Source organism: Streptomyces sp. CNX435 (assembly GCF_059570575.1).
Map to the genome: position 1 here is coordinate 13,016 of NZ_JCANTA010000038.1, position 26,013 is coordinate 39,028.

Below are 26,013 nucleotides of genomic sequence, written 5' to 3' on the forward strand. Positions count from 1 at the left end.
CGGGAGGCCCCATGCGCCGCAGCAACGTCCGCGGTAGCGGAGCGGACCGTCGCTCCGACAGAGCCCGAGAGTTCGGCTGGGACGACACTCTTTACGAAGACGCAGACGCGCCGGGGATGCCGCGGCAACGCGGCTACGCGCGTCACGCCGACGACCACGACCCGCGCTACGACGACGGCTACGACCGCCACCGCTCCCACGGCCCCGGCGGCTACGACGACGAAGTACCGCCCTCGCGCAGGCCCCGCCGCGCGCTGCGCATCGCCCGCTGGTTCTTCGGCATCGTCGCCTTCCTCATACTCGGCACCGCCGCCGCCGGATACCTCTACTACCGCGACCTGAACAACAACCTGGAGAAGGACGAACTCAACCTCGGTAAGAACAAGCTCGACGAGAAGCAGCCCAACGCCGACGGCCAGACCCCGCTGGACATCCTGCTCCTCGGGTCCGACAGCCGGAACTCCGACGAGAACGTGAAGCTCGGCGGCGCCCACGCCGACCGCGGCCGCGAGCCGCTGGCCGACGTGCAGATGCTGCTCCACGTCTCCGCGGACCGCAGCAACATGTCCGTGGTCAGCGTTCCGCGCGACACGCGGGTGACCATCCCCGAGTGCACCGACCCCGACGACGGCAAGGTCTACCCCGAGACCACCACGCAGACCATCAACACCAGCCTCCAGCACGGCGGTCCGGGCTGCGCCGTCGCCGCCTGGGAGACCATGACCGGCGTCTCCATCGACCACTTCATGATGATCGACTTCGCCGGCGTGGTGAGCATGGCCGACGCCGTCGGCGGCGTCCCCGTCTGCGTACGGGACAACGTCTACGACGAGGACTCCGGGCTGCGGCTGGAGGAGGGCGAGTCGACCATCAAGGGTGAGCAGGCGCTGCAGTGGCTGCGCACCCGGCACGGCTTCGAGGACGGCAGCGACATCGGCCGCACCCACGCGCAGCACCAGTACATGAACTCGATGGTCCGCCAGCTCAAGGAGGGCGCCAAGCTCTCCGACCCGGGCAAGCTGCGCGCCCTGGCGTCGGCCGCCACCAACGCGCTCACCGTCGACGAGGGCCTGGGCTCGGTGAAGAAGCTCTACGACCTCGGCAACGACATCAAGCGGGTGCCCACCGAACGCATCACCATGACCACCATGCCGTGGGTGCCGGACCCGCAGAACGCCGCGCACGTCGTCCCCAACGAGCAGGACGCGCCGCAGGTCTGGTCCATGCTCCGCAACGACGTCGCTTTCGACGGCAAGGACAAGCCCAGGAAGAAGCCGGCCGAGGACCTCGTCGCCGAGGCCGAGCCGAAGGCGGACATCCCCGTTCTCGTCCAGAACGGCACCGGCACCGCGACGTACGCCCCGGTCACCGGCCGGGCCGGCACCGTCGCCCAGACGCTCGTCGGCGAGGGCTTCACCCAGGCCGCCACCGACGCCACGCCCAAGTCGCAGGCCGACACCACGGTCACGTACGCGACGGAGGAGCAGCACGCGAACGCCCTGGCGGTGGCCAAGGCGATCGGCCTGCCCGATCGGGCGGTGAAGCAGTCCAGCGGCGTCGACCAGGTCACGCTCGTCGTCGGCGCCGACTGGCGGGAGGGCGATGTCTACCCCGAGGCCGCGGGCGGCGGCGGAGGCGGCGAGACGTCGGAGCCGGAGAAGGCCCCGGAGAGCTCCAACCCGCTGGCGGGCAGCGACAAGAAGGCGTGCATGGAGGTCAACCCCAGCTACACGTGGTGACGCCGCGGCCCTCCGGCGACCTCGGGGCAGCGCCCCCGACCCCCGGAGGAGCCGCGCGGCGGCTCACGGCTCAGGCGGTCGGAACCGCCGCGCGGCGGCTGGCGATCACCTTCCGCGCCAGGGACCGCGGGCTGGTCAGGAACCCCCAGCCCCACGACATGTGCATCGTGGCCAGCGCCACCGGGATCTGCAGCCGCGCCCGCGCCGGCAGCCCGCGCCCCGCGGGCACGGAGCCGGCCGCGATCCCCACGGCGTACGCGAGCGGAATCCCCAGCCCCAGCGGCGTCAGCGGGGTCACCAGCACCCCCGCCACGATGCCCGCGAGGGCGGCGGGCGGCGCGAGATAGCGCAGGTTGATCGAGCCCTTGTGGTAGCGGGTGACGACGCGGCGCCAGCGGCCGTAGTCCTTGTACTGCTTGGCCAGCGCCCGCAGGTTCGGCCGCGGCCGGTACGAGACCATCAGCTCCGGCGAGAACCAGATCGCGCCGCCCGCCGAGCGGATCCGGAAGTTCAGCTCCCAGTCCTGCGCACGGATGAACTCCTCGTTGTAGCCGCCCTGCCGCTCCAGCGCCTCCCGGCGGAAGACCCCCAGGTAGACGGTGTCCGCGGGCCCCGCCTCGCCGCCGGTGTGGAACGCGGCGTTCCCCACCCCGACGCGCGCGGTCATCGCCGCGGCGACGGCCTGCTCCCAGCTCGTCTCGCCCTCGGCGTGCATGATGCCCCCGACGTTCTGCGCGCCGGTCTCGGCCAGCAGCCGCACGGCGGTGGCGATGTACCCGGGGGAGAGCATGCCGTGCCCGTCGACGCGGACCACGACCGGGTGCCGGGAGGCCTTGATGGCCGCGTTGAGCCCGGCGGGCGTACGGCCCGTGGGGTTGGCCACCGTATGGACCCGGCAGCGCGCGCTGTCCGCGGTCTCGCGGACCAGCTCGGCGGCGATGGCGTCGGTGCCGTCCGTGGACGGGCCGAGGGCGATGACGACCTCCAGGTCGCCGTCGTAGTCCTGCTCCAGGATGTGCCGCACCGCCTCGCGGAGGTGCCGTTCCTCGTTGAGCACCGGCATGATCACGGAGACCGCGGGGGGCGGCGCAGAGTCGTTCATAGCGCCGCTCAGGTTACCGCGAACGGGGGATCGGGGCGTGCCCGCAGGGTGGCGTTGAGCGTACGGACGGCGTGTGCGGGGAAGGACGGCGCCGACGTCCATACCGTGGTCGGTCCGTGCCCGTGCCGCCGCACCGCCCGGCAACCGTCCGTGTCCGTACGCGTGCACCCGCACGCCGACGTACACACCCGAGCCCCGCGGAGGTCCCGCAACCGTGCCAGCCCCGTCCGTGAAGCGCCCGCGCTGGGTTCTGCGGATCGCCACCGCGCTGTCCCTGCTGCTGCTGGCCACCGGCGGGGCCGGGTACTTCCTACTGAGTTCCATCGACTCCGGCATCGACCGGGTCGACGCCTTCCACGGGATCCCGGACCGCCGGCCCCCGGAGGGCCACGGGCTCAACTTCCTCGTCGCCGGCGTGGACCGGCGCGACAGCGTCAGCAAGGAGGAACGGCGTAAATACCGCCTCGGCGGCCAGCCGTGCAACTGCACGGACGCGCTGATGCTCGTCCACCTGTCGAAGGACCGCGAGCGGGCGAGCGTGGTCAGCATCCCGCGCGACAGCTACGTCGAGCTGCCCCCGCACACCAACCGCGCCCTCGGCGAACGGCGCACCGCCCACCCGGCGAAGGTCAACGCGGCGTACACGCACGGCGGTCCGCCGCTGACCGTACGCGCCGTGGAGAAGCTGTCCGGGTTGCACATCGACCACTACGTGGAGATCGACTTCGCGGCGTTCATGAAGACCGTGGACGTCGTCGGCGGCGTGCAGGTGTGCACGCAGCGCCCGCTGCGGGACAGGTACTCCGGCCTCGACCTGCCTGCGGGCACCAGCAGCCTGGACGGCGGAGAGGCGCTGGCGTACGTACGCGCCCGGCACCTGGAGGGCACGTCCGACATGGGCCGGATGGAGCGCCAGCAGCGCTTCCTGGCCGCCGTCATCGACAAGCTCACCGGCAGCAGCGGGCTGATGAACCCGCTGCGCTTCCGCGAGGTCGGCTCGACGCTCCTCGGGTCGGTGCGTACGGACGCGTCGCTGGACACCGGCGCGGTGTTCGCGCTGGGCAAGGCGCTGCACGGGTTCTCGCCGGAGTCGTCGGAGTTCGCGACGGTGCCGGTGGCGGACATGGACCACGACGTCCCGGGCCTCGGCTCGACGGTCAGGTGGGACGAGGAGCGGGCCCGGCGGCTCTTCGACCGGCTGCGCGACGACAAGCCGCTCAAGCCGCGCCGCGGGGACCCGGACGCCCGGCAGGCGAAGGGCGAGGGCAACGTCGGGAAGAGGAAGCCGACGCCGGTGGAGGTGCCGCCGGAGCGGATCCGGGTGCAGGTGGAGAACGGTACGGCGGTCAACGGCCTCGGCGGGCGCGTGGACCGGGCGCTGGCCCGTACCGGCTTCGCCGCGACCGGCGCCGCCACGACGGCGGAGCGGACGGACCGTACGGTCATCACGTACGACCCGGGGTGGGACCGCTCCGCGCGCTCCCTGCACGCCGCCCTCCCGCAGGCGCGGCTGCGCCCGGTCCCGGGCCACGGCGCGCTGATGACGGTCACGCTGGGCGCGGACCACGAGGAGGTCCGGCCCGTACGGCCCGCGGACCCGATCCTGGACGGTGCGGACGTCTGGTCGGCGGTCACGGGCGACGAGGTCCTCTGTACGTAGTGCCTCCCGCGGGGAACCTGGTCCGCGGACGATGCGGCGTTGTCCCGGGACGTGAGCCGCCGCCCGTCCGGCACGGCGCTACGTTCCCACGGGGAACCCCCGGGCCTTCCCCGATCCGGTCCACCCGGCGCGAGCCGCCCTCGCGGCGCCCGGCCCGTGCGGGCGGTGAGCCGGCCCTGTCCGTACCCCCGGGTCAGCCGTCGGCGCGCTCCCGCAGGTCCTTGATCGCGCGGCGGCGGGCCAGCCGGTGGGTGCGCCGGATCTGGGCCTCCTGGCAGCGCCGCTCGTCGCGCTCCGTGTCCGGGACGACGGGCGGGACCGGGCGCGGCCGGCCCCGGTCGTCGACCGCCGCGAAGACCAGGTAGGCGCTGGCCACCTGCTTTGCCGGCGTCGACTCGTTCCACCGCTCCGCCATCACCCGCACCCCGACCTCCATCGAGGTCCGCCCCGTCCAGTTGACCTGCGCCAGGACGTGCACCAGGTCCCCGATCCGCACCGGCTCCAGGAACACCATCTCGTCCATCGACGCCGTCACCGCCGGACCCCCGGAGTGCCGCCCGGCGACCGCCCCCGCCACGTCGTCCACCAGCTTCATGATCACGCCGCCGTGCACGGTGCCGAGCAGGTTCGCGTCGTTCGCCGTCATGATGTTCGACAACGTGGTGCGGGAGGCCGAGGTGGGTTTCGCCCCGCCCGCCGCCGGGCGTGCCTGATCGTTCATGTGTGTCACTGTATGCGGCGCGTTGCTTTGCATCAGAACCGCTACAACCCCGGCCCGATTCAGAACCCCCCTTCAGGTCGTCCGGCCGGGCAGGGCAGACTTCCCGCATGAGCGACTGGCCCGAGGGATGGACCGCAGACAGCCGGGACCGGTACGGGCGCGGCAGCCGCGCGTCCGACCCGGAGCCCCACCGCGTCATGCCCGTGGTGGGCGGCGGGGGCGGCGGGGTGCCGCCGCAGCGATCCCGGGGTTACGACGACGACCACGGTCCGTACGACGACGGTTACAACGAGGGGCAGGTCTACCGCAGCGGCGGCGGGCCCGCCGACCCGTACGGGGACGGGGACGGCGACGGCGGCAACCGCGCCGGCACCGGCTACGGCAAGCCGCCGCCGAACTGGCGCAAGCGGGTCAAGATCGGCGTCATCGTGGCGCTCGTCTTCCTGATCGTCGTGCCCGTCGCCACGTACTTCTGGGCGGACTCCAAGCTGCGCCGCGAGGTGGACCTCAGCGTGGTCGAGGACCGCCCGGGCGACCAGGACGGCACGAACTTCCTCATCGTCGGCTCCGACAGCCGCGAGGGCCTGTCCAAGGAACAGCAGGACGAGCTGCGCACCGGCTCGGTCGAGGGCAAGCGCACCGACTCGATGATGATCCTGCACAAGGGGGAGAACGGGAACACGATGATCAGCCTCCCGCGCGACTTGAAGGTCAAGATACCGGCCTTCACCGGCTCGGAGAGCGGCAACCGCATCCCGGAGCAGAATCAGAAGCTCAACGCCGCGTACACCATTGAGGGCCCGTGGCTGCTGGTGCGCACGGTCGAGAACCTCACGGGTCTGCACATCGACCACTACGCCGAGATCGGCTTCGGTGGCTTCGCCAACATCGTCGACGAACTCGGCGGCGTCGAGATGTGCTTCGACCAGGCGGTCAAGGACAAGAACTCCGGTGCCGACTTCGAGAAGGGCTGCCAGGAACTCGACGGCGCCGAGGCGCTGGCCTTCGTCCGCAACCGCTACGCGCTGCCGGGCGGCGATCTGGACCGGACGAAGAACCAGCAGAAGCTGCTGTCCAAGCTGGCCGACGAGTCCGCGAAGATGACGACGGTCCTCAATCCGTTCAAGCTCTACCCGACCATGGGCGCCGGCCTGGACTCGCTGATCGTCGACAAGGACATGAGCCTGTACAACGTGCTGCAGATGTTCTGGGCGATGAAGGGCGTCTCGGGCGGCGACGGCAAGCAGATGAACCTGCCGGTCGTCTCCGGAGGTAACGACCCGGCGCTCGGCTCGGTACAGCTGTTGGACGAGTCGAAGGCCCCGAAGCTCTTCGAGCAGCTGAAGAACGACGACAAGGTCACCGTGAAGGCCAACTGAACAAGTTGATCAGTTGGACGGGACCCCGGCCCGCGGTGGGCCGGGGTCCCGTCGTCGTCTCACCCGCCGCCTGCGGCGTCCGCGGCGTGCTCAGCGCACCACCGTGAACGACTCCGCCGCCCGCGGCGGGCGCTGCCGCGGCGGGGCCGCCGCGTGGCCCACGGCCACCGCGCCCATCGGGTCCCAGTCCGCCGGCAGGTCCAGCACCTCGCGGACCGCGTCCCGGCAGAACATCGTGGACGACACCCACGCCGAGCCCAGCCCCTCGCCGGCCAGCGCGACGAGGAAGTTCTGCACCCCGGCCCCGGTGGCGACGACGAACATCTCCCGCTCGGCGGCGTTGCGCCGGTCGTCGGGGTAGGTGTGCGAGCCGTCCATCACCAGGCAGGGCACCACCAGATACGGGGCCTTGCGCAGCACGTCGCCGCGGCGGATCCGCTTGGTGATGGACTCCTCCGTGAAATTACTCAGCTCCCGCAGGTCCCGGATCCACGCCTCGCGCATCGCGTCCAGCAGCTCCGTCCGCGCCGCCGGCGACTCCAGCAGCACGAACCGCCACGGCGTCGTGTGGTGCGGCGCCGGCGCCGTCACCGCGGCGGCCACGGCGCGCCGTACCGCCGCCGGGTCCACCGGCGCGGCGGTGAACTCGCGCACCGTACGCCGCTGCGTCACGGCCTCGCGGACCGCCTCCGAGGTGCCCAGGCGGAACATGTCCTCGGCCGGCTCCCGCACCAGCGCCCGCGCGCCCGGCCCGTCCTCCTCGCCGGCCGGGGCGACGAGCTGCGGCAGGCCGCTGAGCACCGCCACCGGCAGCCCGTCGGCCTTGCCCTTGACCAGTTCGCCGGCGGCGGCCAGCTCGTCGGCCGCGGCGACGATCGTGCCCTCCAGGGCGTTGCCGTACGTGTCCGGGGCGCCGCGCAGGTCGTCCAGCACGCGGACGCCGGCGGCGCCGATCGCGACGTCGGTGACGCCGTTGCGCCAGGGTCGGCCGAAGGTGTCGGTGACCAGGACGCCGACGTTGACGCCGAGGGCCGCGCGCAGGCCGGCGCGCAGCGCGCGGGCGGAGGCGTCGGGGTCCTCGGGGAGCAACAGGACGGTGCCGGCGGGGGTGTTGGACGCGTCCACGCCGGCGGCGGCCATCACCAGGCCGTGCCGGGTCTCGACGATACGCAGCGGGCCGCGGCGAGCGACGAGGCGTACGGCCTCCTCGTCGATGGCGGCCTCCCGGTCGCCGGGGACGGCGGTCCGGCGCACCCGGCCCTCCGCCTTGCTGACCACCTTGGAGGTGACGAGCAGGATGTCGCCGTCCGCGAGCGGAGGGCCGGCGAGGCCGGTCGACGAGGTGGCGGCGGCGGCGACGAGCTTGGCGAGGTCGTCGCCGGGGCGCACCTCGGGGATGCCGGGCAGGGCCCGTACGCGGAACTCGGGGGCCGCCGCGCCCGCGCCCCCGTCCGTAGTCGCGTCCGCGTCCGTAGCCGCGCCCCCGTCCGTACCCGCGTCCGCGTCCGGCCCCGCGTCCCTGTCTGCGTCCGTGGCCGTGCCCATCGCCGTGCCCGTCCCCGCGTCCGCCGTCATGCCCGTACCTCCTGAGCCAGCTCCAGCGCCGCCGCGGCCATCCGCGCCGTCGCGTCCGTGTCCCGCATCATCAGCGGCACCGCCCGGCAGCGGATCCCCGCGGCCTCCACCGCCGCCACCGCCGCCGTGTCCACCTCGTCCACCAGCCAGCCGTCGATGAGCCCCGAGCCGTAGTGCAGCGCGACCGCCTCGGCCGTGGACTCGACGCCGACCGCGGCCAGCACCTTGTCCGCCATGCCGCGCACCGGGGCGCCGCCGACGATGGGGGACAGGCCCACGACGGGCACGTCGGCGTCGGCGATGGCCTCGCGGACGCCGGGCACGGCGAGGATCGTGCCGATGCTGACGACGGGGTTGGACGGCGGGAAGAGGACCACGTCGGCGTCGGCGATGGCCTCCAGCACACCGGGTGCGGGCTTGGCCTGATCGGCGCCGACCGGCACCACCGCGAGCGCGGGCACGGAGGCGCGCAGCCGCACCCAGTACTCCTGGAAGTGGACGGCCCTGCGCTCGCCGTCCACCTCGACGGCGACGTGCGTCTCGACCCGGTCGTCGGTCATCGGGAGCAGCCGTACGCCCGGCCGCCAGCGGTCGCACAGCGCCTCGGTGACGGCGCTGAGCGGGAAGCCCGCGCCGAGCATCTGGGTGCGCACGATGTGGGTGGCGAAGTCGCGGTCGCCGAGCCCGAACCAGCCGGGTCCGACGCCGTACGCGGCCAGCTCCTCCTTGACGGTGAACGTCTCGTCGGCGCGGCCCCAGCCCTGCCCCTCGTGGATGCCGCCGCCGAGCGTGTACATCACGGTGTCGAGGTCGGGGCAGACCTTGAGGCCGAACAGGTGGATGTCGTCGCCGGTGTTGCCGACGACGGTGACGTCCGCGTCCGGCTCTGCCTGCTTCAGGCCGCGGAGGAACCGGGCGCCGCCGATCCCGCCGGCCAGTACAACGATGCGCATGGCGCCCAGTCTTGCAGGCCGGGTTCAGCGGCGGGCCGGCTCACCCGTCCCGCGGGCGGTGGCGGCGGGGGTGCAGCGCGCCGCGCTGTCGTGGTCCTCGTGCATCGGCATCTCGGTGAGGGCGGGGAAGTAGACGTGCAGGCTGACGGCCGGAGTCAGCGCGTCGTTGACGACCTCGTGGACGTACCCCGGCGCGAACACGCGCTGCGCGCCCGGCGTGAGGGTGCGCGGGGTGTGGTTCGCGCGCTCGGTCAACTCCCCTTCCAGGACGGTGAGTACGCCGGAGGACGGGCCGTGGCCGTGCGCCCCGCTGCGCTGTCCGGGCAGCCAGCTGAGCAGCCACACCTCGTAGCCGGGGCCGGTACGCAGCCGGTGGTACCAGCGGGTGACGGGGTCGTAGTCGACGAGCGGCGCCCAGGCGTCCCGGTCGGCGGCGAGCGCGCGGGCGAGGCCGGCGAAGTCGGCGACGGTGACGGGGTGGGCGGGCGCGGGCGGCAGCAGGTGGGGGAAGGCGAGCGGGTCGCCGCCGATCTGGATGTCGCTGAGCATCGGGCTCGGGAGTCCTTGGCGTGTGTGGTGCGCGAGGAGTGCGGAGGGTGTGCAGTCGGAGGGACTGCGCGGGCTGCGGTGCAGGCAGCAGGGAGCGGAGCTGGAGCCTCAGCGGCTACAACAGCTCGGACACTCCTCGCTCGGCCGGTACGGCCACGGGCCCGACATGGCCATCAGCAGAGCGGATCCGGGCGGTGGTTGTCAACTGGACGTCCGGGTTGCACGCAAGGATTCACACCTTCCGGTTGCCGACCGTGGCGAAAGGTTTATTCACCCCGTTGTACGGAGAGACGGCGACCAACCGCAGGGCGACCATCGGGGCCGGGGTGCCGTTGTGCATCCGTGACGCGACTGTGATCTTCTTCGCTTTGCCGGGCGGGCCGCAACGGCCCCGTAGCCCCGATCGTCTCCCTGGGCAAGGGTGCCCACCGGGATCACGGTCTATCGGACTGTCATGGTCTTGGCCGATATGAACACTTTTTATAAGGGCTTGGTGCCGCAGGGTGAATAAGAGGTCCAATAGCAGATCCCGGCTTGACTGTGCCAGAGGGACGTATCTGTAATTTCACACGTGTCGTTCGGGCGATTCGGTAACGGCAACATCACGGGGAAGCAAAGACGAGGGGCGCGCACATGACCGAGCTGTTCCAGCAGGTGCTGGTCGAGGAGGCGGACGAGGAGCTCGGGTGGCAGGAGCGCGCGTTGTGCGCCCAGACCGATCCCGAGTCCTTCTTCCCGGAGAAGGGCGGATCCACGCGCGAGGCCAAGAAGGTCTGCCTCGCCTGTGAAGTCCGGTCCGAGTGCCTGGAGTACGCCCTCGCCAACGACGAGCGCTTCGGTATCTGGGGCGGCCTGTCCGAGCGCGAGCGGCGCCGGCTGAAGAAGGCGGCGCTGTAGGCGCACGTGGGCGCGCGGGGCGCACGTGGGTGCACGTAGGTGCCGGAGGCGTTCGCGCGGGCGTGCGCCCGGCGCCCGGCGCCCGTACGGCGTACGTGCCATGGGCGGAACCCCGCGGCGGCCCGGGGACCGTCCGCCAAGTCGCCCCGTGACAGAGGGACCCTCTAGTGTGGGGGGCCGTCCACGACAGCCGCCACATTCCCGGGAGGTGACCCCGGACTCCGCCAGGGGTCCGCACCTCGATGTCCGAGCACAGCCACGCTGACTACGCGGCCGGCTACCCGGCCGCCGCAGCAGACGCAGCAGGCCGGGCCGGCGCGGCAGCGGCCGGCCCCGGCGGCGGCGCCCCCGCCTTCCCGCGGCACGTCGTCACCGCCGTGCTCGTCTCGCACGACGGCGAGCGGTGGCTGCCCGACGCGCTCGCCGCGCTCACGGCGCAGGAGCGCCCCGTGCAGAACGTCATCGCCGCCGACACCGGCAGCGCCGACGGCTCCGCCCGCATCCTCACCGAAGCCCTCGGCGCCGAGCGCGTGCTCCACCTCGCCCGCCGCACCGGCTTCGGCACCGCCGCCGCCGAGGCCGCGCGCACCGCCGGCGTGCTGACCCCCGAGCAACTGCCGTACCTGCGCCGTCCCAGCGGCTGGGACCCCGTCAGCCGCAGCTGGCGCGACGACGCGTACGACATGCCGGAGTTCCCGCACGGCGAGCCCGTGCAGTGGCTGTGGCTGCTGCACGACGACTGCGCCGCCGAGCCCGACGCGCTCGCCGCCATGCTCCGCCTCGCCGACGACATGCCCTCCGCCGCGATCATCGGCCCCAAGCTGCGCGGCTGGTACGACCGCAGGCAGCTGCTGGAGGCCGGCGTCTCCATCGCCCACAGCGGTCGCCGCTGGACCGGCATCGACCGCCGCGAGCAGGACCAGGGCCAGCACGACGGCGTCCGCGACGTGCTGTCCGTCTCCACCGCCGGCATGCTCATCCGCCGCGACGTCTTCGACCAACTCGGCGGCTTCGACGCCCGGCTGCCCCTCATGCGCGACGACGTCGACCTGTGCTGGCGCGCCCACAAGGCCGGCCACCGCGTCGTCGTCCAGCCCGACGCCGTCATGCGGCACGCCGAGGCCGCCGCCCGCGAGCGGCGCTCCATCGACTGCATCGGCAGATCCGGGCAGACCGCGAAAGGCGCGAGCCCGCACCGCGTCGACAAGGCCGGCGCCGCCTACACCCTCCTCGTCAACTGCACCGCCGCGGCCCTGCCGTACATCGCCTTCCGGCTCGTCCTCGGCACCTTGCTGCGCACGCTGGCCTACCTCGTCGGCAAGGTTCCGCGCCAGGCCCTCGACGAGGTCGCCGGCCTCGGCGCCGTGCTGCTGCGCCCGCACCGCATCGTCGGCGCCCGCCGCCGGCGCGGCCACCTCTCCGGCAAGGCGGCCGTGCCGCCGGGCGACCTCAAACCCCTGTTCCCGGGCCGCGGTGCGACCGTACGCGCCACCGTCGAGCAGGTACTCAACAACTTCAGCGGGCGCTCCGAGCCCGAGCTGTCCGGCGGCGGCCGGCACGGCGGCGCCGTCGAGACCGGCCCCGGCGACGAGGACGCCGACTTCCTCCAGGTCGAGCAGTTCGCCCGGCTGAAGCGGGTGGCGCGCAGGCCCGGCCCGGTGCTCTTCGCCGTCCTGCTGCTCGTCGCCCTCATCGCCTGCCGCGAGTTGATCGGCGGCGGCTCCCTCATCGGCGGCGCGCTCCTGCCCGCCCCCGCCGACGCCGGCGACCTCTGGTCGTCGTACGCCGACTCCTGGCACCCCGTCGGCACCGGCGGCACCCAGGACGCGCCGCCCTACCTGGCGTTCCTCGCCGGCCTCGGCACCGTCCTGTTCGGCAGCACCGACGCCGCGCTCACCCTGCTGCTCGTCTGCTCGGTGCCGCTGGCCGGCTTCACCGCGTACTTCGCCTCCCGGCCGCTGGTCGGCTCCCGGCTGCTGCGCGCCTGGGGCAGCGTCGCGTACGCCTTCCTGCCGGCCGCCACCGGCGCGCTCGCCGCCGGCCGCATCGGTACCGCGGTGCTCGCCGTGCTGCTGCCGCTCATCGCCCGCGCCGCCGTCGCCGCCAGTGGGCTGCGCGGGCGGGCGAGCTGGCGCGGCGCCTGGGCGTACGCGCTGCTGCTGACCGTCACCACCGCCTTCACCCCCGTCGTGTGGCCGCTGGCCGGCCTCCTGGCCGCCGCGCTGCTCGCCTGGAGCGTCGCGCGCGGCGAGAGCCCCACCGGCCGGGTCATCCGGCAACTGGCCGTCCTGGTGACCCCCGTGGTGCTGCTCGCGCCCTGGTCGCTGGATCTACTGACCGCACCCTCCCGCTTCTTCACCGAAGCCGGTCTGGAGACCCCCGCCACCGACGCGACCCCGCTCGGCCTGCTGCTCGCCTCGCCCGGCGGCCCCAACGCCGGCGGCGGCGTGCTGCTCGCCGGCGTCGTGCTCGCCGCGCTGGCCGCCCTGCTGCGCTCCGACCGGCAGGTGCCGGTCCGGGCCGCCTGGGCCGTCGCCGCCGTCGCCGGGCTGCTCGCCGCGGGCGGCGCGGGCGACGGCTGGACCGGGCCGCAGACCCTCGTCTACGGGCTCGCCCTGCTGGCCGCCGCCGCCGTCGGCGCCGACGGCGCCCGCCAGCGCGTCACCGAGCAGTCCTTCGGCTGGCGGCAGCCGGCCGCGGTGCTCGTCGCCGCCGCCTGCGCCGTCGGGCCGCTGGTGCTGGCCGCCGGGTGGATGTGGCGCGGCGCCGACGGGCCGCTGGAGCGCGGCGGCGCCGACCAGGTGCCGGCGTTCGTCGCCGAGGAGAGCCGCACGGCGGACCAGCCCCGCACGCTGGTCGTCGGCGGGTCGGCCGGCGAGGTCGAGTACATGCTCGTACGTGGCGCCGGCGCCCGCCTCGGCGACGCCGAGCTGGCCGCGGCCGGCGGCGGCAACGTCCGGCTCTCCGGCATCGTCGCCGGGCTCGTGGCCGGCTCCGGCGCCGACCAGTCGACGGAGCTGGGCGAGTACGCCGTGCGCTACGTCCTCGTACGCAACGACGCCCCGCGCGCCTTCGGCCGCGTACTCGACGCCACCCCCGGCCTGACCCGGCTCAGCCAGCAGGACGGCGGCGCGCTCTGGCGCGTCGACGCCCGGGTCTCCCGGGCCACCGTGGTCTCCGCCGCGCCCGAGGGCGAGGGCCGGGAGGCCGGCGCTGCCGCCGAGCCGGTGCCCGTGGCGGCCGGGCCCGTCGAGGTGCACACGGATCTCAAGGAGGGCCCCGAGGGCCGCGTGCTGCGGCTCGCGGACGAGGCGAGCGCCGGGTGGCAGGCGACGCTGGACGGCGAGCCGCTGGCGGCGACGACGGTCGACGGCTGGGCGCAGGGCTTCGAGCTGCCCGCCGGCGGCGGCCGGCTGGACGTCACGTACGAGACCGCCGTGACGCACACGGCGTGGACCTGGGCGCGCGGCGCGGCGCTGCTCGTCGTGCTGGTGCTGGCGCTGCCGGGGCGGCGGCACGACGTGGACGACGACCTGCCGGACGCGGCGCCGGCGGTGCCGGCGCAGGCGCTGGAGGGCGACGGACGGCGCGCGCGCCGGCTCCGGGCCGCGGCTGCCGCGGCGGAGGCCGAGGACGGCGGTGCGGCCCGCGGCGGGGCCGCGGTGCCGGCGGGCGCGGAGGCGTCGGCGCCGGGTGCCGTGCCCGAGCCGCCCGCTATGCCGCCGGCTCCGCCGGGTGCCGCGCCGGGCGCGGTGCCGGGCGTCGTGCCGGGCGTCCCCGAGGAGCAGCCGGCCTGGGCCGCGGCGCCGGTGTCGGGCGCCGGGCAGGAGGAGCAGGGATACGGAGACCCGGCGGTCGCCGATCCGTACGCGGCCCCGCCCCAGGGCTACGAGTGGGAGGGCGCCGGGTACGGGCAGCAGTACGGCGAGGCCCCCTACGAGCCGCCGTACGAGGCGCCCTACGAGCCGCAGTACGACGCCGGCGCGTACGAGGGCGAACAGCAGCCCGGCACCCCCGCGGTACCGCGGCAGGGCGGGCAGGGCTACGGCGCCGGCGAGCCGGCCCCGTACGGCACCGGCACCGGCCAGTACCCCGACCCGTACTACGACCAACAGACCTACGGCGCGGGCGCCGAGCGGGACGGGAGCGACAACGCGTGAAGACCGGCCCCCTCTCCCTGATCGCCGCCGCGGCCGCACTCGCCGTCACCGCGGGCATCGCCACGCTCACCGTCCCCGACGACGAGGAGGGCGGCGGCAAGGCCGCGCCCGCCGCGGACCGTATCGCGGTCGAGCGCTCCACGCTGCTGTGCCCGCAGCCGGGCGACACGGAGGTCGGCGAGACGACGTACACCTCCTTCACGCCGGCGGGCGAGGGCGAGGAGGGCAGCGCCGAACTGCTCCCCGCCACAACGGAGTCCGAGGCGGCCGAAGAGGACGAGCAAAAAAACGAGCAAAAGGACGACCAGAAGGACGGGGGCCGGGAAGGCGAAGACGCGGGGCAGGACGACGCCCCCGACCCGGTCGCCCCCCTGAAGCGCGCCGGCACCCCCGCCGCGGCCACCACCGAGGAGGCCGGCGCCCCCGCCCTCGTCGGCACCGCCGCAGGCGACTTCGCCCCCGGCTGGAGCGTGCAGCAGACGACCCTCGTCACCGCCGGCGACGGCCGCGGCCTGTCCGGCGCGCGGTGCACGGCGCCGGACAGCGAGTTCTGGTTCGCCGGCGCCAGCACCATCGACGAGCGCCGCGACTACGTCCAGCTGACCAACCCCGACGACGAGGCCGCCGTCGTCGACCTGGAGCTGTTCGACAAGGACGGCCCGGTCGAGAGCGAGGCCGGCGACGGCATCCAGGTCCCGGCCCGCTCCAGCGTCTCGGTGCTCCTGTCGACGATCTCCGAGGAGCCGTCGATCAACGTCGCCGTGCACGTCGCCGTACGCTCCGGCCGCGTCGGCGCCGCCGTGCACGCCGCCGACGAGCAGCTCGGCGGCGACTGGCTCCAGCCCGTCTCCGAACCCGCCCCCGGCGCGGTCCTCCCCGGCATCCCCGGCGACGCCACCTCCGTGCGCCTGGTCGTCTACGTCCCCGGCGAGGACGACGCCGACCTGGCCGTGAAGCTCGCCGGCCCCAACGGCTCGATCACCCCCGCCGGCTACGAGTCGGTGCACGCCAAGAGCGGCATGACGACGGCGATCGACATGCAGAAACTCACCCAGGGCGAGGTGGGTTCGCTGATCCTGGAGCCGGAGGACGGCTCCACGGCCCCCGTCGTCGCCGCCCTGCGCGTGACCCGCGGCGAGGACACCGGGCAGGAGATGGCGTTCATCCCCGGCTCGGCCCCGGTCGAGGCGCGCACCACCGCCTCCGGTAACTGGCCGAAGGCCGCGAGCCTGTCCCTCGCCGCCCCCGGCAAGGGAGTCGAGGTCAAGGTGACGGCGTCGCCGGGCAGCGAGGGCGGCGAACCGGCGGAGGAGACGTACACCGTCAAGCCCCGCACCACCCTCACCGTCAAGCCCCCGAAGACGTCCGGCACCAAGGGCACCTTCGCCCTCACCGTCGAACGGGTCTCGGGCGGCCCGCTCTACGCCTCGCGCACGCTGCAGACGGAGGAGGGCGACATCCCGATGTTCACGATCCAGACCCTCCCTGACGACAAGGGCATGGTCGAAGTCCCGGACGCCGGACAGGATCTGGGCGTCCTCGCGGACTGACGTGCGGTGCCCGGGGTGTGCCGCGGGTCAGTCCTGGCCGTAGTGCGGATCGACCGACTCCGGGGCGACGCCGAGGAGTTCGGCGACCTGCTCGACGATCACCTCGTGGACCAGCAGCGCCCGCTCGTCGCGGTTCTTCGTACGGATCTCGACCGGGCGGCGGTAGACGACGATGCGGTCCGGGCCCTCGCCGCCCGTGACCAGCTTCCCGAGCGGCACCCCGCCGTCGTCCTGCCAGCCGGCCGGCCCGCTGCCGCCGCCCGGGACGTCGAGGACGGCGAACTCGACACCGGAGAGCTGCGGCCAGCGGCGTTCGAGGCGGGTGGCGGACTCGTGCACCAGGTCGACGAAGGCGTCCGAGCGGCTGACCGCCAGCGGCACCTGGGGCGGCGCCACGGGGCCGCGCATGCCGCGACCGTGGCGGTCACGGGTGCGGGCGCGCGGGCGCGGCGGGGGCCCGGGGGGCGGTGCCGGTCGTTCTGTGTGCTCCATCACCGATGAGCGTAGCTCCCGCCCGGCCCGCCGCAGACCATCCAGGGGCAACCCCGGGAATGTCGTGAAGTGAGCGGTCGGCAGTGGAATCGGCCCGGGGATGAACGGGTCGACGTTCGCCGAAATCGGTTGGATTGACATGATTTGCAGCGAGAGCTGATCACTTGCAACGTCGTACGAGCCCTCGATGTGACCGACGTCGCAGGTCAACTCGGCCATACGCGACCGGCTTCACGCCGGGCGGTGGGCGACACGGGTGGGTGACGCGGTGGCGAGTCGTCGCGGCCCGCTCAGGAGTGCGGTACCGTCCAACGTCGTGAGCCCTGTACGTCGCTGTTCGCGCACCGCATGCGGCCGTGCCGCCGTCGCGACGCTCACCTACGTCTACGCCGACTCCACCGCCGTCCTCGGCCCCCTCGCGACCTACGCCGAGCCGCACTGTTACGACCTGTGCACGGAGCACTCCGAGCGGCTCACCGCCCCGCGCGGCTGGGAGGTCGTCCGGCTCGCGGTCCCCTCGGGCCCCGCCCGGCCCAGCAGCGACGACCTGGAGGCCCTGGCCAACGCCGTACGCGAAGCCGCCCGCCCGCCCCGCGCCGTCGCCGACGGCGACGGCATGGCCGGCGCCACCCCGCGCGCCGGCGCCGCCGGCGGCCGGGACGCGGATCCCATGGAGGTCGCCCGCCGCGCCCACCTGCGGGTGCTCCGCTCCCCGGAAGGCTGACCTCCGCACCTCCACCGCCGTGCTGCCGCACCGCCACACCGCCACACCGCCGCACCGCCTCCCGCCGGTCCCTCCCGGACAGCGCGTGCCCACCCCATCGCGTACTGTGCAAGCCTCAGCAGCGCGCGAAGGGCGGTAAACCGTGACCGATCTCTCGACGATCGTGAAGGCGTACGACGTACGCGGCGTCTTCCCCGAGCAGCTCGACGAGCCGCTCGTCGAGCTCTTCGGCGCCGCGTTCACCGAGACCACCGGCGCCGACAAGATCGTCGTCGGCCACGACATGCGCCCCTCGTCGCCCGCGCTGGCCGCCGCCTTCGCGCGCGGCGCCGTCGCCCGCGGCGCGGACGCCGTCCTCATCGGCCTGTGCTCCACCGACCAGCTGTACTTCGCCAGCGGCCATCTCGGCCTGCCCGGCGCCATGTTCACCGCCAGCCACAACCCCGCGCGGTACAACGGCATCAAGATGTGCCGCGCCGGCGCCGCCCCCGTCGGCCAGGACACCGGGCTCGCCGAGATCCGGGCCAAGGTCGAGCGGTGGCGGGCCGAGGGCCCGCCCGCGCCCGCCGCGGAGCCCGGCAGCGTCACGGAGACCGACCTCCTCGCCGCCTACGCCGCCCACCTGCGCTCCCTGGTCGACCTCGGCGCCGTACGGCCACTGAAGGTCGTCGTCGACGCCGGCAACGGCATGGCGGGCCACACCGTGCCCAGCGTCTTCGAAGGACTGCCCGTCGACGTCGTCCCCATGTACTTCGAGCTGGACGGCACCTTCCCCAACCACGAGGCCAACCCGCTCGATCCGAAGAACATCACCGATCTGCAGGCCGAGGTCCGCAAGACGGGCGCCGACGCCGGCCTCGCCTTCGACGGCGACGCCGACCGCTGCTTCGTCGTGGACGAGAAGGGCGATCCGGTGCCGCCGTCCGCGATCACCGCGCTGGTCGCCGCGCGCGAGCTGGAGCGGAACGGCGGCGGCACGATCATCCACAACCTCATCACCTCCTGGTCCGTGCCCGAGGTCGTCAAGGAGCACGGCGGCACCCCCGTACGTACCCGGGTCGGCCACTCCTTCATCAAGGAGGAGATGGCCAGGACCGGCGCCATCTTCGGCGGCGAGCACTCCGCGCACTACTACTTCCGCGACTTCTGGAACGCCGACACCGGCATGCTCGCCGCACTGCACGTCCTCGCCGCGCTCGGCGGCCAGGACGGCCCGCTGTCGCAGCTCGTCGCCGCCTACGACCGGTACGCGGCCTCCGGCGAGATCAACAGCACCGTCGAGGACCAGGCCGGCCGGATCGCGGCGGTCCGGGCCGCGTACGCCGGGCGCGAGGGCGTCACGATCGACGAGCTGGACGGGCTGACGGTCACCGGCGACGGCTGGTGGTTCAACCTCCGGCCGTCCAACACGGAGCCGCTGCTGCGGCTGAACGTGGAGGCGGGCGACGCGGAGACGATGGCCCGGGTACGGGACGAGGCGCTGGCGCTGGTACGGGGCTGAGGCGGCGGGCCCGTAGCGCGGCAGGCCGCCGCGGTGAGGGGCCGCGGCGAGAAGGCAGGGGCGGGAGGTCGCGGGAGGCGCGAGCGGTAAGGGGCGCGATCCAGGTCGTACGGGCCTTAACCCGCCGTACGCCCCAGCCCGTAAGCCCAGCCCGTAAGCCCAGCCCGTACGCCCCGCCCGTATGCGCTACAGGCGGGCCCGAACGCCCGGCGGTAGGCTGGCGCCTGCCGCTCGTACGCACAGCCGAGAACGGCCGGAAGGACCGGAACGGCCGGAAGGGCCGGAAGGCGCCGAACGGCAAGAGCAGCCGAGCACGCGAGCACGCCCGCACCGCCGCAGCCAGCCGAAAGGGACGTACATGCCGGTCGACGCCAGCCTCCTGGAGATCCTCGCCTGCCCGGCGTGCCACGCCCCGCTGCGCGAGAGCAAGGACGGCGTTGCCGGCGAAGGCGCCTCCGACGCCCCCGGCGAGCCCGGGCTGCAGTGCACCTCCGACACCTGCGGTCTCGTCTACCCCGTACGCGACGAGATCCCCGTCCTGCTCGTGGACGAAGCCAGCCGCCCCGCCTAGGCCCCCGCCGACATGCTCGACGAGTCGCTGCTCGACGACCCCGAGGAACTCGGCCGCGCCGACGCCCGCGGCCTGCTGCGCACCGTCGCCCAGGCCGGCGCCCAGGTCCGCGTCGCCGCCCGCCAGGCCGCCGAGTCCGACCTCGCCCGGGTCCGCCCCGACGGCCGCCCCCGCGCGCTGCTCGTCGCCGCCCCCGGACCCGTCGCGTACACCACCGCCGACCTGCTGCGCGCGCTGACCGGCGGTGCCTGCCCGGTCAACGCCCTGCGCCCCACCGGCGCCCGCCCCGAGCCCAGCGCCCTGACCTGGACGCTGCCCGGCTGGGCCGGCCCGTACGACCTGCTGCTCATCGCCACCGAGTACGGCCGCGAGCCCGGCCTCACCGCGCTCGTCGAGCAGGCGTACCGGCGCGGCTGCACCGTCGCGGCCGTGGCCCCCCGCACCTCCCCGGTCACCGACATAGTCACCTCCCGCGGCCTTGCGATGCCGCTGCTGCGCGCCCCCGGCGAGCAGATCGAGACCGGCGGCCTGTGGCCGCTGCTCACCCCCCTCCTCGCGCTCGCCGACCGCATCGGGCTGCTCGCCGCCCCCGACGACGTCCTCGCCCGGGTCGCCGACCGCCTCGACATCGTCGCCGAGCGCTGCGGGCCGGCCATCGAGACGTACGCGAACCCCGCCAAAACGCTCGCCGCCGAGCTGGCCGAGTCGCTGCCGCTGCTGTGGAGCGAGGGCCCCGTCGCGGGCGTCGCCGCACGCTACTTCGCCCGCCGCCTGGCCGCCGTCGCCGGCCGCCCCGCGCTTCCCGCGGCACTGCCCGACGCGCTCGCCGCGCACGGCATGCTGCTGTCCGAGGCGTTCACCTCCGGCGCCGACCCCGACGACATCTTCCGCGACCGCGTCGAGGAGCCCGCCGCGCTCCGGGCCCGGATCGTCCTGCTGCACGAGGACTCCGCCGACGGCTCCCGCGCCTCCCGGGAGGCCGCCCCGGCAGCCCGCGAACTGGCCTCCGCCCAGGGCACCCCCGTCAGCGAGCTGGAACCGTCCGACGGCGCGCCCCTGGAGGCCGCCGGCGAGCTGCTCGCCACGGCCGACTTCACCACCGTTTACCTCGCCCTGGCTGCAGGTTCCGCATGATCCGTACGAAGATGACCCCATGGACCGCCTGAACAACACCGTCCGCCCGTACGCCTGGGGCTCCACCACCGCCATCCCCGAGCTGCTCGGCACCGACCCGACCGGCGAACCGCAGGCCGAGCTGTGGATGGGCGCCCACCCCGGCGCCCCCTCGCGCGTCGACCGCGGCGCCGGACCCGTCCCCCTGGACGGGGTGATCACCGACGACCCCGCGGGCGAACTGGGCTCAGCGACGGTCGCGCGTTTCGGGCCCCGGCTGCCCTTCCTACTGAAGGTGCTCGCCGCCGCCGCCCCGCTGTCGCTGCAGGTCCACCCCGACCTCGCGCAGGCCCGCGCCGGCTACCGCGAGGAGGAGGAGCGCGGCGTCCCCGCCGACGCCCCCGAACGCAACTACAAGGACGCCAACCACAAGCCCGAGCTGATCTGCGCCCTCACCCTCTTCGAGGGCCTGTGCGGCTTCCGCCCGGCCGCTGCCGCCGCCGACCTGCTCGACGGCCTCGGCGTCGACGCCCTCAAGCCGTACGCCGACGCGCTGCGCGCCCAGCCCGAGGAGGACGCGCTGCGCGAGGTCCTCGCCGGCGTGCTGCGTGCCGACCGCGACGAGTTGGCGCCCACCGTCGAGGCCGCGGGCCGGGCGGCGGAGAAGCTGGGCACCACCGGCTCCCCGTACGCGGCCGACTACGCCGCCTACGGCGCCCTGGCCCGCACCTGGCCCGGCGACCCCGGCGTGATCGCCGCCTTCCTGCTCAACGTCGTCCGACTGCAGCCCGGCGAGGCGCTCTTCCTCGGCGCCGGCGTCCCGCACGCCTACCTCGACGGCGTCGGCGTCGAGATCATGGCCAACTCCGACAACGTGCTGCGCTGCGGCCTCACACCCAAGCACGTGGACGTGCCCGAGCTGCTGAAGATCGTGTCGTTCACCCCCGCAGCCCCCGAGGTGCTACGGGCCGGCCCCGACGGCGCGTACGCGGTGCCCGTCGACGACTTCCGCCTCTACCGCCACGACCTCGACGAAGGCCCCCTCACCGGCGCGGCCCCGGCGGCGGGTGCGGGCCCGCAGATCCTGCTGTGCACCGACGGCAGCGCCGAGCTGACCAACGCCGCGGGCGAGCACCTGGCCCTGCACCGCGGCGAGTCGGCCTTCGTCCCGGCGTCGGACGGCACGCTGCACGCCACCGGCTCCGGCACGCTGTTCCGCGCCACACCGGCGGCCTGAGGCCGGGCACACCGCCGGCGCTGGATTCGGCGCCCTGCCCCGGGTTATCCACAGCCCCGCCCGGAGGGGCTTGCGCCCACCGGCCGCGGTGCTGACAGAATGTGCCGCCGTGACAGGGCGCGGCCTCCCGCCGCACCCCGCGGAAGAAACGGAAGGGAGCCGGCGGCACATGGCTGCAGGCGGCGGTACGAAGGCGATCCTCGCGGCGCTCTGCGCCAACCTGTCGATCGCGGCTGCGAAGTTCGTGGCATGGGCCTTCAGCGGCTCGTCCTCTATGCTCGCCGAGGCCGTGCACTCGCTCGCCGACTCCGGCAACCAGGCGCTGCTCCTCCTCGGCGGCAAGCGCGCCAAGCGGGCAGCGACGAAGGAACACCCCTTCGGCTACGGCCGCGAGCGCTACGTCTACGCGTTCCTCGTCTCCATCGTGCTCTTCACGGTCGGCGGCCTCTTCGCGGTCTACGAGGGCTACCACAAGATCGAAGATCCGCACGAGATCGACCACTGGTACTGGCCGGTGGGCGTCCTCGTCTTCGCGATCATCGCGGAGATCTTCTCCTTCCGCACCGCCATCAAGGAGTCCAACGAGGTACGGGGCAGCCAGGGCTGGTGGCAGTTCATCCGCCGCTCCAAGGCGCCCGAGCTGCCCGTGGTGCTGCTGGAGGACCTCGGCGCGCTCGTCGGCCTGGTCCTGGCGCTCCTCGGCGTCGGCGTCGCCCTCGCCACGGGCGACGGCGTCTGGGACGGCATCGGCACGGTGTCCATCGGCGTCCTGCTGCTGATCATCGCCGTCATACTCGCCATCGAGACCAAGAGCCTCCTCCTCGGCGAGGGCGCCAGCGACGCCGACGTCGAGGCCATCGGCGCCGCGCTCGTCGACGGCGACGCCGTCACCCAGGTCATCCACCTCAAGACCCTCTACCTCGGCCCGGACGAGCTGCTGGTCGCCGCCAAGATCGCGGTCCAGCACGACGACACCGCGGGCGAGGTGGCCCGTGCCATCGACGCCGCGGAGTCCCGGGTGCGGGAGGCGGTCCCGGTGGCCAGGATGATCTACCTTGAGCCGGACATCGCACGCGCGAAGACGGACACGTGAGAACGGACCCGTAAGGAGCGCCCGCCCCGCGGGCCCGGACACGGGCGGCCGGGGCGGCCCGGCTGAACCCGCGCGCCCCTCCCGCCACCTCCCGCGCCCGGCCACCGTCTCAGCGAGTGTCCGCTCCGCGGGATGGCCGGTTCCTGTTGCCCACCCGCCCCCGCGGCGAGGGCCGCCTGCGGTAGATTCGGGGTGCAGAGCCAGACGTCGCTGCTGATGGCGATCGGGTGGCCCGCCAGCGGGCCGGCCGAGGGGGAGAGAGGGCCTCCGGCGGACTGAGCCGCAGAGGGACCGGTGTGTCCGTACGCGTGTGTGCACGCCACGCACCTCCCGCCTGCGCTCAGGGAATCCGACCACCCCTCAAGGAGTGACGACGTGACTTCCACGACCACCGCCACGAGCCCGGACTTCAAGGTCGCCGACCTGTCCCTGGCCGCCTTCGGCCGCAAGGAGATCCAGCTCGCCGAGCACGAGATGCCCGGCCTCATGGCCATCCGCAAGGAGTACGCCGAGGCCCAGCCGCTCGCCGGCGCGCGCGTCACCGGCTCGCTGCACATGACCGTGCAGACCGCGGTGCTCATCGAGACCCTGGCCGCCCTCGGCGCCGAGGTCCGCTGGGCGTCCTGCAACATCTTCTCCACCCAGGACCACGCCGCCGCGGCCGTCGCCGTCGGCCCCGACGGCACCCCGGACAACCCCCGCGGCGTCCCCGTCTTCGCCTGGAAGGGCGAGACGCTGGAGGAGTACTGGTGGTGCACGGAGCAGGCGCTGACCTGGCCCGGCACCGACACCGGCGGCCCGAACATGATCCTCGACGACGGCGGCGACGCCACCCTCCTCGTCCACAAGGGAGTCGAGTTCGAGAAGGACGGCAAGGTCCCCTCGCCCGACACCGCGGAGAGCGACGAAGAGCGCGTCATCCTTCAGGTGCTCACCCGCACCGTCGCCGAGACCCCGCAGAAATGGACCCAGCTCTCCTCCGAGATCCGCGGCGTCACCGAGGAGACCACCACCGGCGTCCACCGGCTCTACGAGATGCACCAGGCCGGCACGCTGCTCTTCCCGGCCATCAACGTCAACGACTCGGTGACCAAGTCGAAGTTCGACAACAAGTACGGCTGCCGCCACTCCCTCGTCGACGGCATCAACCGTGCCACCGACGTCCTCATCGGCGGCAAGACCGCGGTCATCTGCGGCTACGGCGACGTCGGCAAGGGCTGCGCCGAGTCCCTGCGCGGCCAGGGCGCCCGGGTGATCATCACCGAGATCGACCCGATCTGCGCCCTGCAGGCCGCCATGGACGGCTACCAGGTCGCGCGGCTGGAGGACGTCGTCGAGACCGCCGACATCTTCGTCACCGCCACCGGCAACAAGGACATCATCCTCGCCGAGCACATGCGGCGGATGAAGCACCAGGCGATCGTCGGCAACATCGGCCACTTCGACAACGAGATCGACATGGCCGGCCTCGCCAAGCTGCCCGGCGTGGTCAAGGACGAGGTCAAGCCGCAGGTGCACACGTGGACCTTCCCCGACGGCAGGGTCCTCATCGTCCTCTCCGAGGGCCGCCTGCTTAACCTCGGCAACGCCACGGGCCACCCGTCGTTCGTCATGTCCAACTCCTTCGCGAACCAGACGATCGCCCAGATCGAGCTGTTCACGAAGACCTCCGAGTACCCGACCGGCGTCTACGTGCTGCCCAAGCACCTCGACGAGAAGGTCGCCCGCCTCCACCTCGACGCCCTCGGCGTCCGGCTCACCGAACTCCGGCCGGAGCAGGCGTCGTACATCGGCGTGACCGTCGAGGGCCCGTACAAGCCGGACCACTACCGGTACTGAGCCCCGACCCGCCGCCCGCCCGGAGCACCCGGGCGGGCGGCGACGCGTCCCGTCCCGCCCCGGCGCGCGCGTAGGGTGCCGCACATGCCGCGCGGACGCTATTCCCTCCACGACCCGTACGACGGCACCCCGCTGGGCGACGAACACTTCCACTGCGCCCCCGGCGCCTCCGGCTGGCGCTACACCGCCCAGACCACCGCCCCCGACGGCACCGCCACCGGTTCCATCGACCTCACCATCGACCACCTCGGCCGCCCCATCCGCCTCGAACTCCACGCCGCCGGCTGGCAGGTCCGCGGCGCGGCCCTGGACGGCGTCACGTGGGTCCGCTCGGACCCGACGGGCACGGCGGCCCGCGAGGGCAACGCCCGTGCCCAGGGCTTCACAGGCACCTCCCCGGCCTTCCTCATCGCCACCACCCGCCTCCTCGCCCCACCCCCCGCCCCAGCCCCCCAACGCCTCCGCCTCGTCGCCCTCACCCACCCGGTGCTCGCCCCGCGCACGCTGGACCAGGCGTGGACACGAACGGGCGAAGACGCCCACGAGGCCGACGCAGGGGTGCTTCGCGTCACGAACTACCAGGTCAGCGACCTGGAGACCGGCGAACGGCACCAGGCCCACATCTCCGGCGACGTGGTCCTGGCCGCCCCCGGTGTCGAACTCGAAGAACTCGACACCCCGCCCAACTCCCTGGAAGCCTGAGGGCGATTCGCACAGTGCGCGGCTGACCTGGTACTGTTCACGTCGCTCCAGCCGGAGGGCGAGATCCCTCCGAAGCAGAGCACTCTCTGAACTACCCGATCGGGAGCGGGAATTCGCACCGAAAAAGGTCTGGTAAGGTTCAGAACACCGAAGGGAAACGCCCGGAGAAGCCTGGTGAGGGTTTTGATGGAAGTGTCCGTTCTTTGAGAACTCAACAGTGTGCCAAGTAGTCGATGCCAAGTGTTTGATGTAGTGACACAGCAGTAGCGAGGCAGACTCGTTTCTGTAGTGCTGCAGATCATTGTATGCATTTACGGAGAGTTTGATCCTGGCTCAGGACGAACGCTGGCGGCGTGCTTAACACATGCAAGTCGAACGATGATCCGGTTTCGGCCGGTGATTAGTGGCGAACGGGTGAGTAACACGTGGGCAATCTGCCCTGCACTCTGGGACAAG

The 26,013-nt window shown here is 73.5% G+C and carries 20 protein-coding genes and 1 rRNA gene; 15 read left to right on the forward strand and 6 right to left on the reverse strand.

Annotated elements, in window-relative coordinates; genetic code table 11:
* Positions 1-11: 11 nt before the first annotated feature.
* A complete protein-coding gene (locus T328_RS34290) occupies positions 12-1,739 on the forward strand; it encodes an LCP family protein (protein WP_496500173.1) in 1,728 nt (575 codons plus the stop codon).
* A gap of 70 nt (positions 1,740-1,809) precedes the next feature.
* On the opposite strand, the gene T328_RS34295 is transcribed toward T328_RS34290, so the two are convergent.
* The gene (locus tag T328_RS34295; protein WP_496500174.1) at positions 1,810-2,841 is read right to left on the reverse strand and encodes a glycosyltransferase family 2 protein; all 1,032 of its coding nucleotides are present in this window, start codon (positions 2,839-2,841) and stop codon (positions 1,810-1,812) included.
* A 229-nt stretch (positions 2,842-3,070) separates the two neighbouring features.
* Between T328_RS34295 and T328_RS34300 the strand changes: the two genes are divergently transcribed.
* Entirely contained in the window at positions 3,071-4,501 is a 1,431-nt protein-coding gene (locus T328_RS34300; RefSeq protein WP_496500190.1) for an LCP family protein, read from the forward strand.
* A gap of 193 nt (positions 4,502-4,694) precedes the next feature.
* On the opposite strand, the gene T328_RS34305 is transcribed toward T328_RS34300, so the two are convergent.
* Positions 4,695-5,222 (reverse strand): acyl-CoA thioesterase, encoded by a 528-nt coding sequence (locus tag T328_RS34305; RefSeq protein WP_496500175.1) that lies wholly within the window; start codon positions 5,220-5,222, stop codon positions 4,695-4,697.
* Positions 5,223-5,419: 197 nt separating this feature from the next.
* Here T328_RS34305 and T328_RS34310 point away from each other — a divergent pair, with 197 nt between their 5' ends.
* Positions 5,420-6,601 carry an LCP family protein gene (locus tag T328_RS34310; protein ID WP_496500191.1) on the forward strand — a complete coding sequence of 394 codons (1,182 nt, stop codon included), beginning with the start codon at positions 5,420-5,422 and terminating at the stop codon, positions 6,599-6,601.
* A 90-nt stretch (positions 6,602-6,691) separates the two neighbouring features.
* Here T328_RS34310 and T328_RS34315 read toward each other — a convergent pair whose 3' ends face one another.
* Genes T328_RS34315 through T328_RS34325 form a run of 3 tightly spaced genes read right to left on the reverse strand, consistent with a single transcriptional unit; the run spans position 6,692 to position 9,678 of the window.
* Positions 6,692-8,176: a coenzyme F420-0:L-glutamate ligase gene (locus T328_RS34315; RefSeq protein ID WP_496500176.1), complete on the reverse strand. Its 1,485-nt coding sequence runs from the start codon at positions 8,174-8,176 to the stop codon at positions 6,692-6,694.
* Positions 8,173-9,129, reverse strand: a complete 957-nt coding sequence (gene cofD / locus T328_RS34320) for a 2-phospho-L-lactate transferase (protein ID WP_496500177.1) — start codon at positions 9,127-9,129, stop codon at positions 8,173-8,175. The genes T328_RS34315 and cofD overlap by 4 nt, the downstream gene beginning before the upstream one ends.
* 24 nt (positions 9,130-9,153) lie before the next feature.
* The gene (locus T328_RS34325; protein ID WP_496500178.1) at positions 9,154-9,678 is read right to left on the reverse strand and encodes a cysteine dioxygenase; all 525 of its coding nucleotides are present in this window, start codon (positions 9,676-9,678) and stop codon (positions 9,154-9,156) included.
* 633 nt (positions 9,679-10,311) lie between these two features.
* Between T328_RS34325 and T328_RS34330 the strand changes: the two genes are divergently transcribed.
* The 3 genes from T328_RS34330 (at position 10,312) to T328_RS34340 (ending at position 16,285) form a co-directional block, all read left to right on the forward strand.
* Positions 10,312-10,575: a WhiB family transcriptional regulator gene (locus tag T328_RS34330; RefSeq protein ID WP_018840771.1), complete on the forward strand. Its 264-nt coding sequence runs from the start codon at positions 10,312-10,314 to the stop codon at positions 10,573-10,575.
* Between the two features lie 242 nt (positions 10,576-10,817).
* Entirely contained in the window at positions 10,818-14,735 is a 3,918-nt protein-coding gene (locus T328_RS34335; protein WP_496500179.1) for a glycosyltransferase, read from the forward strand.
* The gene (locus T328_RS34340; protein WP_496500180.1) at positions 14,732-16,285 is read left to right on the forward strand and encodes a DUF5719 family protein; all 1,554 of its coding nucleotides are present in this window, start codon (positions 14,732-14,734) and stop codon (positions 16,283-16,285) included. The genes T328_RS34335 and T328_RS34340 overlap by 4 nt, the downstream gene beginning before the upstream one ends.
* A gap of 27 nt (positions 16,286-16,312) precedes the next feature.
* On the opposite strand, the gene T328_RS34345 is transcribed toward T328_RS34340, so the two are convergent.
* On the reverse strand, positions 16,313-16,693 hold the full coding sequence (locus T328_RS34345; RefSeq protein WP_496500181.1) for a metallopeptidase family protein: 381 nt from the start codon (positions 16,691-16,693) through the stop codon (positions 16,313-16,315).
* 352 nt (positions 16,694-17,045) lie between these two features.
* On the opposite strand from T328_RS34345, the gene T328_RS34350 reads away from it, so the two are divergent.
* From T328_RS34350 to T328_RS34390, 9 genes are all read left to right on the forward strand, one after another.
* The gene (locus tag T328_RS34350; protein ID WP_496500182.1) at positions 17,046-17,501 is read left to right on the forward strand and encodes a DUF3499 domain-containing protein; all 456 of its coding nucleotides are present in this window, start codon (positions 17,046-17,048) and stop codon (positions 17,499-17,501) included.
* A 142-nt stretch (positions 17,502-17,643) separates the two neighbouring features.
* The gene (locus tag T328_RS34355; RefSeq protein ID WP_496500183.1) at positions 17,644-19,002 is read left to right on the forward strand and encodes a phosphomannomutase/phosphoglucomutase; all 1,359 of its coding nucleotides are present in this window, start codon (positions 17,644-17,646) and stop codon (positions 19,000-19,002) included.
* Between the two features lie 358 nt (positions 19,003-19,360).
* Positions 19,361-19,573, forward strand: coding sequence for a Trm112 family protein (locus T328_RS34360; RefSeq protein WP_496500184.1), 213 nt, complete (start codon positions 19,361-19,363; stop codon positions 19,571-19,573).
* A 12-nt stretch (positions 19,574-19,585) separates the two neighbouring features.
* Entirely contained in the window at positions 19,586-20,707 is a 1,122-nt protein-coding gene (locus T328_RS34365) for an SIS domain-containing protein (RefSeq protein WP_496500185.1), read from the forward strand.
* 19 nt (positions 20,708-20,726) lie between these two features.
* A complete protein-coding gene (manA, locus tag T328_RS34370; protein WP_496500186.1) occupies positions 20,727-21,923 on the forward strand; it encodes a mannose-6-phosphate isomerase, class I in 1,197 nt (398 codons plus the stop codon).
* Positions 21,924-22,092: 169 nt separating this feature from the next.
* Positions 22,093-23,016, forward strand: coding sequence for a cation diffusion facilitator family transporter (locus T328_RS34375; RefSeq protein ID WP_496500187.1), 924 nt, complete (start codon positions 22,093-22,095; stop codon positions 23,014-23,016).
* 375 nt (positions 23,017-23,391) lie between these two features.
* Positions 23,392-24,855, forward strand: coding sequence for an adenosylhomocysteinase (ahcY, locus tag T328_RS34380; protein ID WP_496500188.1), 1,464 nt, complete (start codon positions 23,392-23,394; stop codon positions 24,853-24,855).
* Positions 24,856-24,939: 84 nt separating this feature from the next.
* A complete protein-coding gene (locus T328_RS34385; protein WP_496500189.1) occupies positions 24,940-25,557 on the forward strand; it encodes a hypothetical protein in 618 nt (205 codons plus the stop codon).
* 310 nt (positions 25,558-25,867) lie between these two features.
* Positions 25,868-26,013 (forward strand): 16S ribosomal RNA (locus tag T328_RS34390); the annotation flags it as partial.

What these genes read in the sequence shown, in the direction of transcription:
- T328_RS34365 (WP_496500185.1), top strand. Translation starts at nt 19,586, where the DNA reads ATGCTCGACGAGTCGCTGCTCGACGACCCCGAGGAACTCGGCCGCGCC.
- T328_RS34290 (WP_496500173.1), top strand. Translation starts at nt 12, where the DNA reads ATGCGCCGCAGCAACGTCCGCGGTAGCGGAGCGGACCGTCGCTCCGAC.
- T328_RS34345 (WP_496500181.1), bottom strand. Translation starts at nt 16,693, where the DNA reads ATGCGCGGCCCCGTGGCGCCGCCCCAGGTGCCGCTGGCGGTCAGCCGC.
- T328_RS34295 (WP_496500174.1), bottom strand. Translation starts at nt 2,841, where the DNA reads ATGAACGACTCTGCGCCGCCCCCCGCGGTCTCCGTGATCATGCCGGTG.
- cofD (WP_496500177.1), bottom strand. Translation starts at nt 9,129, where the DNA reads ATGCGCATCGTTGTACTGGCCGGCGGGATCGGCGGCGCCCGGTTCCTC.
- manA (WP_496500186.1), top strand. Translation starts at nt 20,727, where the DNA reads ATGGACCGCCTGAACAACACCGTCCGCCCGTACGCCTGGGGCTCCACC.
- T328_RS34325 (WP_496500178.1), bottom strand. Translation starts at nt 9,678, where the DNA reads ATGCTCAGCGACATCCAGATCGGCGGCGACCCGCTCGCCTTCCCCCAC.
- T328_RS34310 (WP_496500191.1), top strand. Translation starts at nt 5,420, where the DNA reads ATGCCCGTGGTGGGCGGCGGGGGCGGCGGGGTGCCGCCGCAGCGATCC.
- T328_RS34375 (WP_496500187.1), top strand. Translation starts at nt 22,093, where the DNA reads ATGGCTGCAGGCGGCGGTACGAAGGCGATCCTCGCGGCGCTCTGCGCC.
- T328_RS34305 (WP_496500175.1), bottom strand. Translation starts at nt 5,222, where the DNA reads ATGAACGATCAGGCACGCCCGGCGGCGGGCGGGGCGAAACCCACCTCG.
- T328_RS34385 (WP_496500189.1), top strand. Translation starts at nt 24,940, where the DNA reads ATGCCGCGCGGACGCTATTCCCTCCACGACCCGTACGACGGCACCCCG.
- T328_RS34360 (WP_496500184.1), top strand. Translation starts at nt 19,361, where the DNA reads ATGCCGGTCGACGCCAGCCTCCTGGAGATCCTCGCCTGCCCGGCGTGC.
- T328_RS34335 (WP_496500179.1), top strand. Translation starts at nt 10,818, where the DNA reads ATGTCCGAGCACAGCCACGCTGACTACGCGGCCGGCTACCCGGCCGCC.
- T328_RS34315 (WP_496500176.1), bottom strand. Translation starts at nt 8,176, where the DNA reads ATGACGGCGGACGCGGGGACGGGCACGGCGATGGGCACGGCCACGGAC.
- T328_RS34330 (WP_018840771.1), top strand. Translation starts at nt 10,312, where the DNA reads ATGACCGAGCTGTTCCAGCAGGTGCTGGTCGAGGAGGCGGACGAGGAG.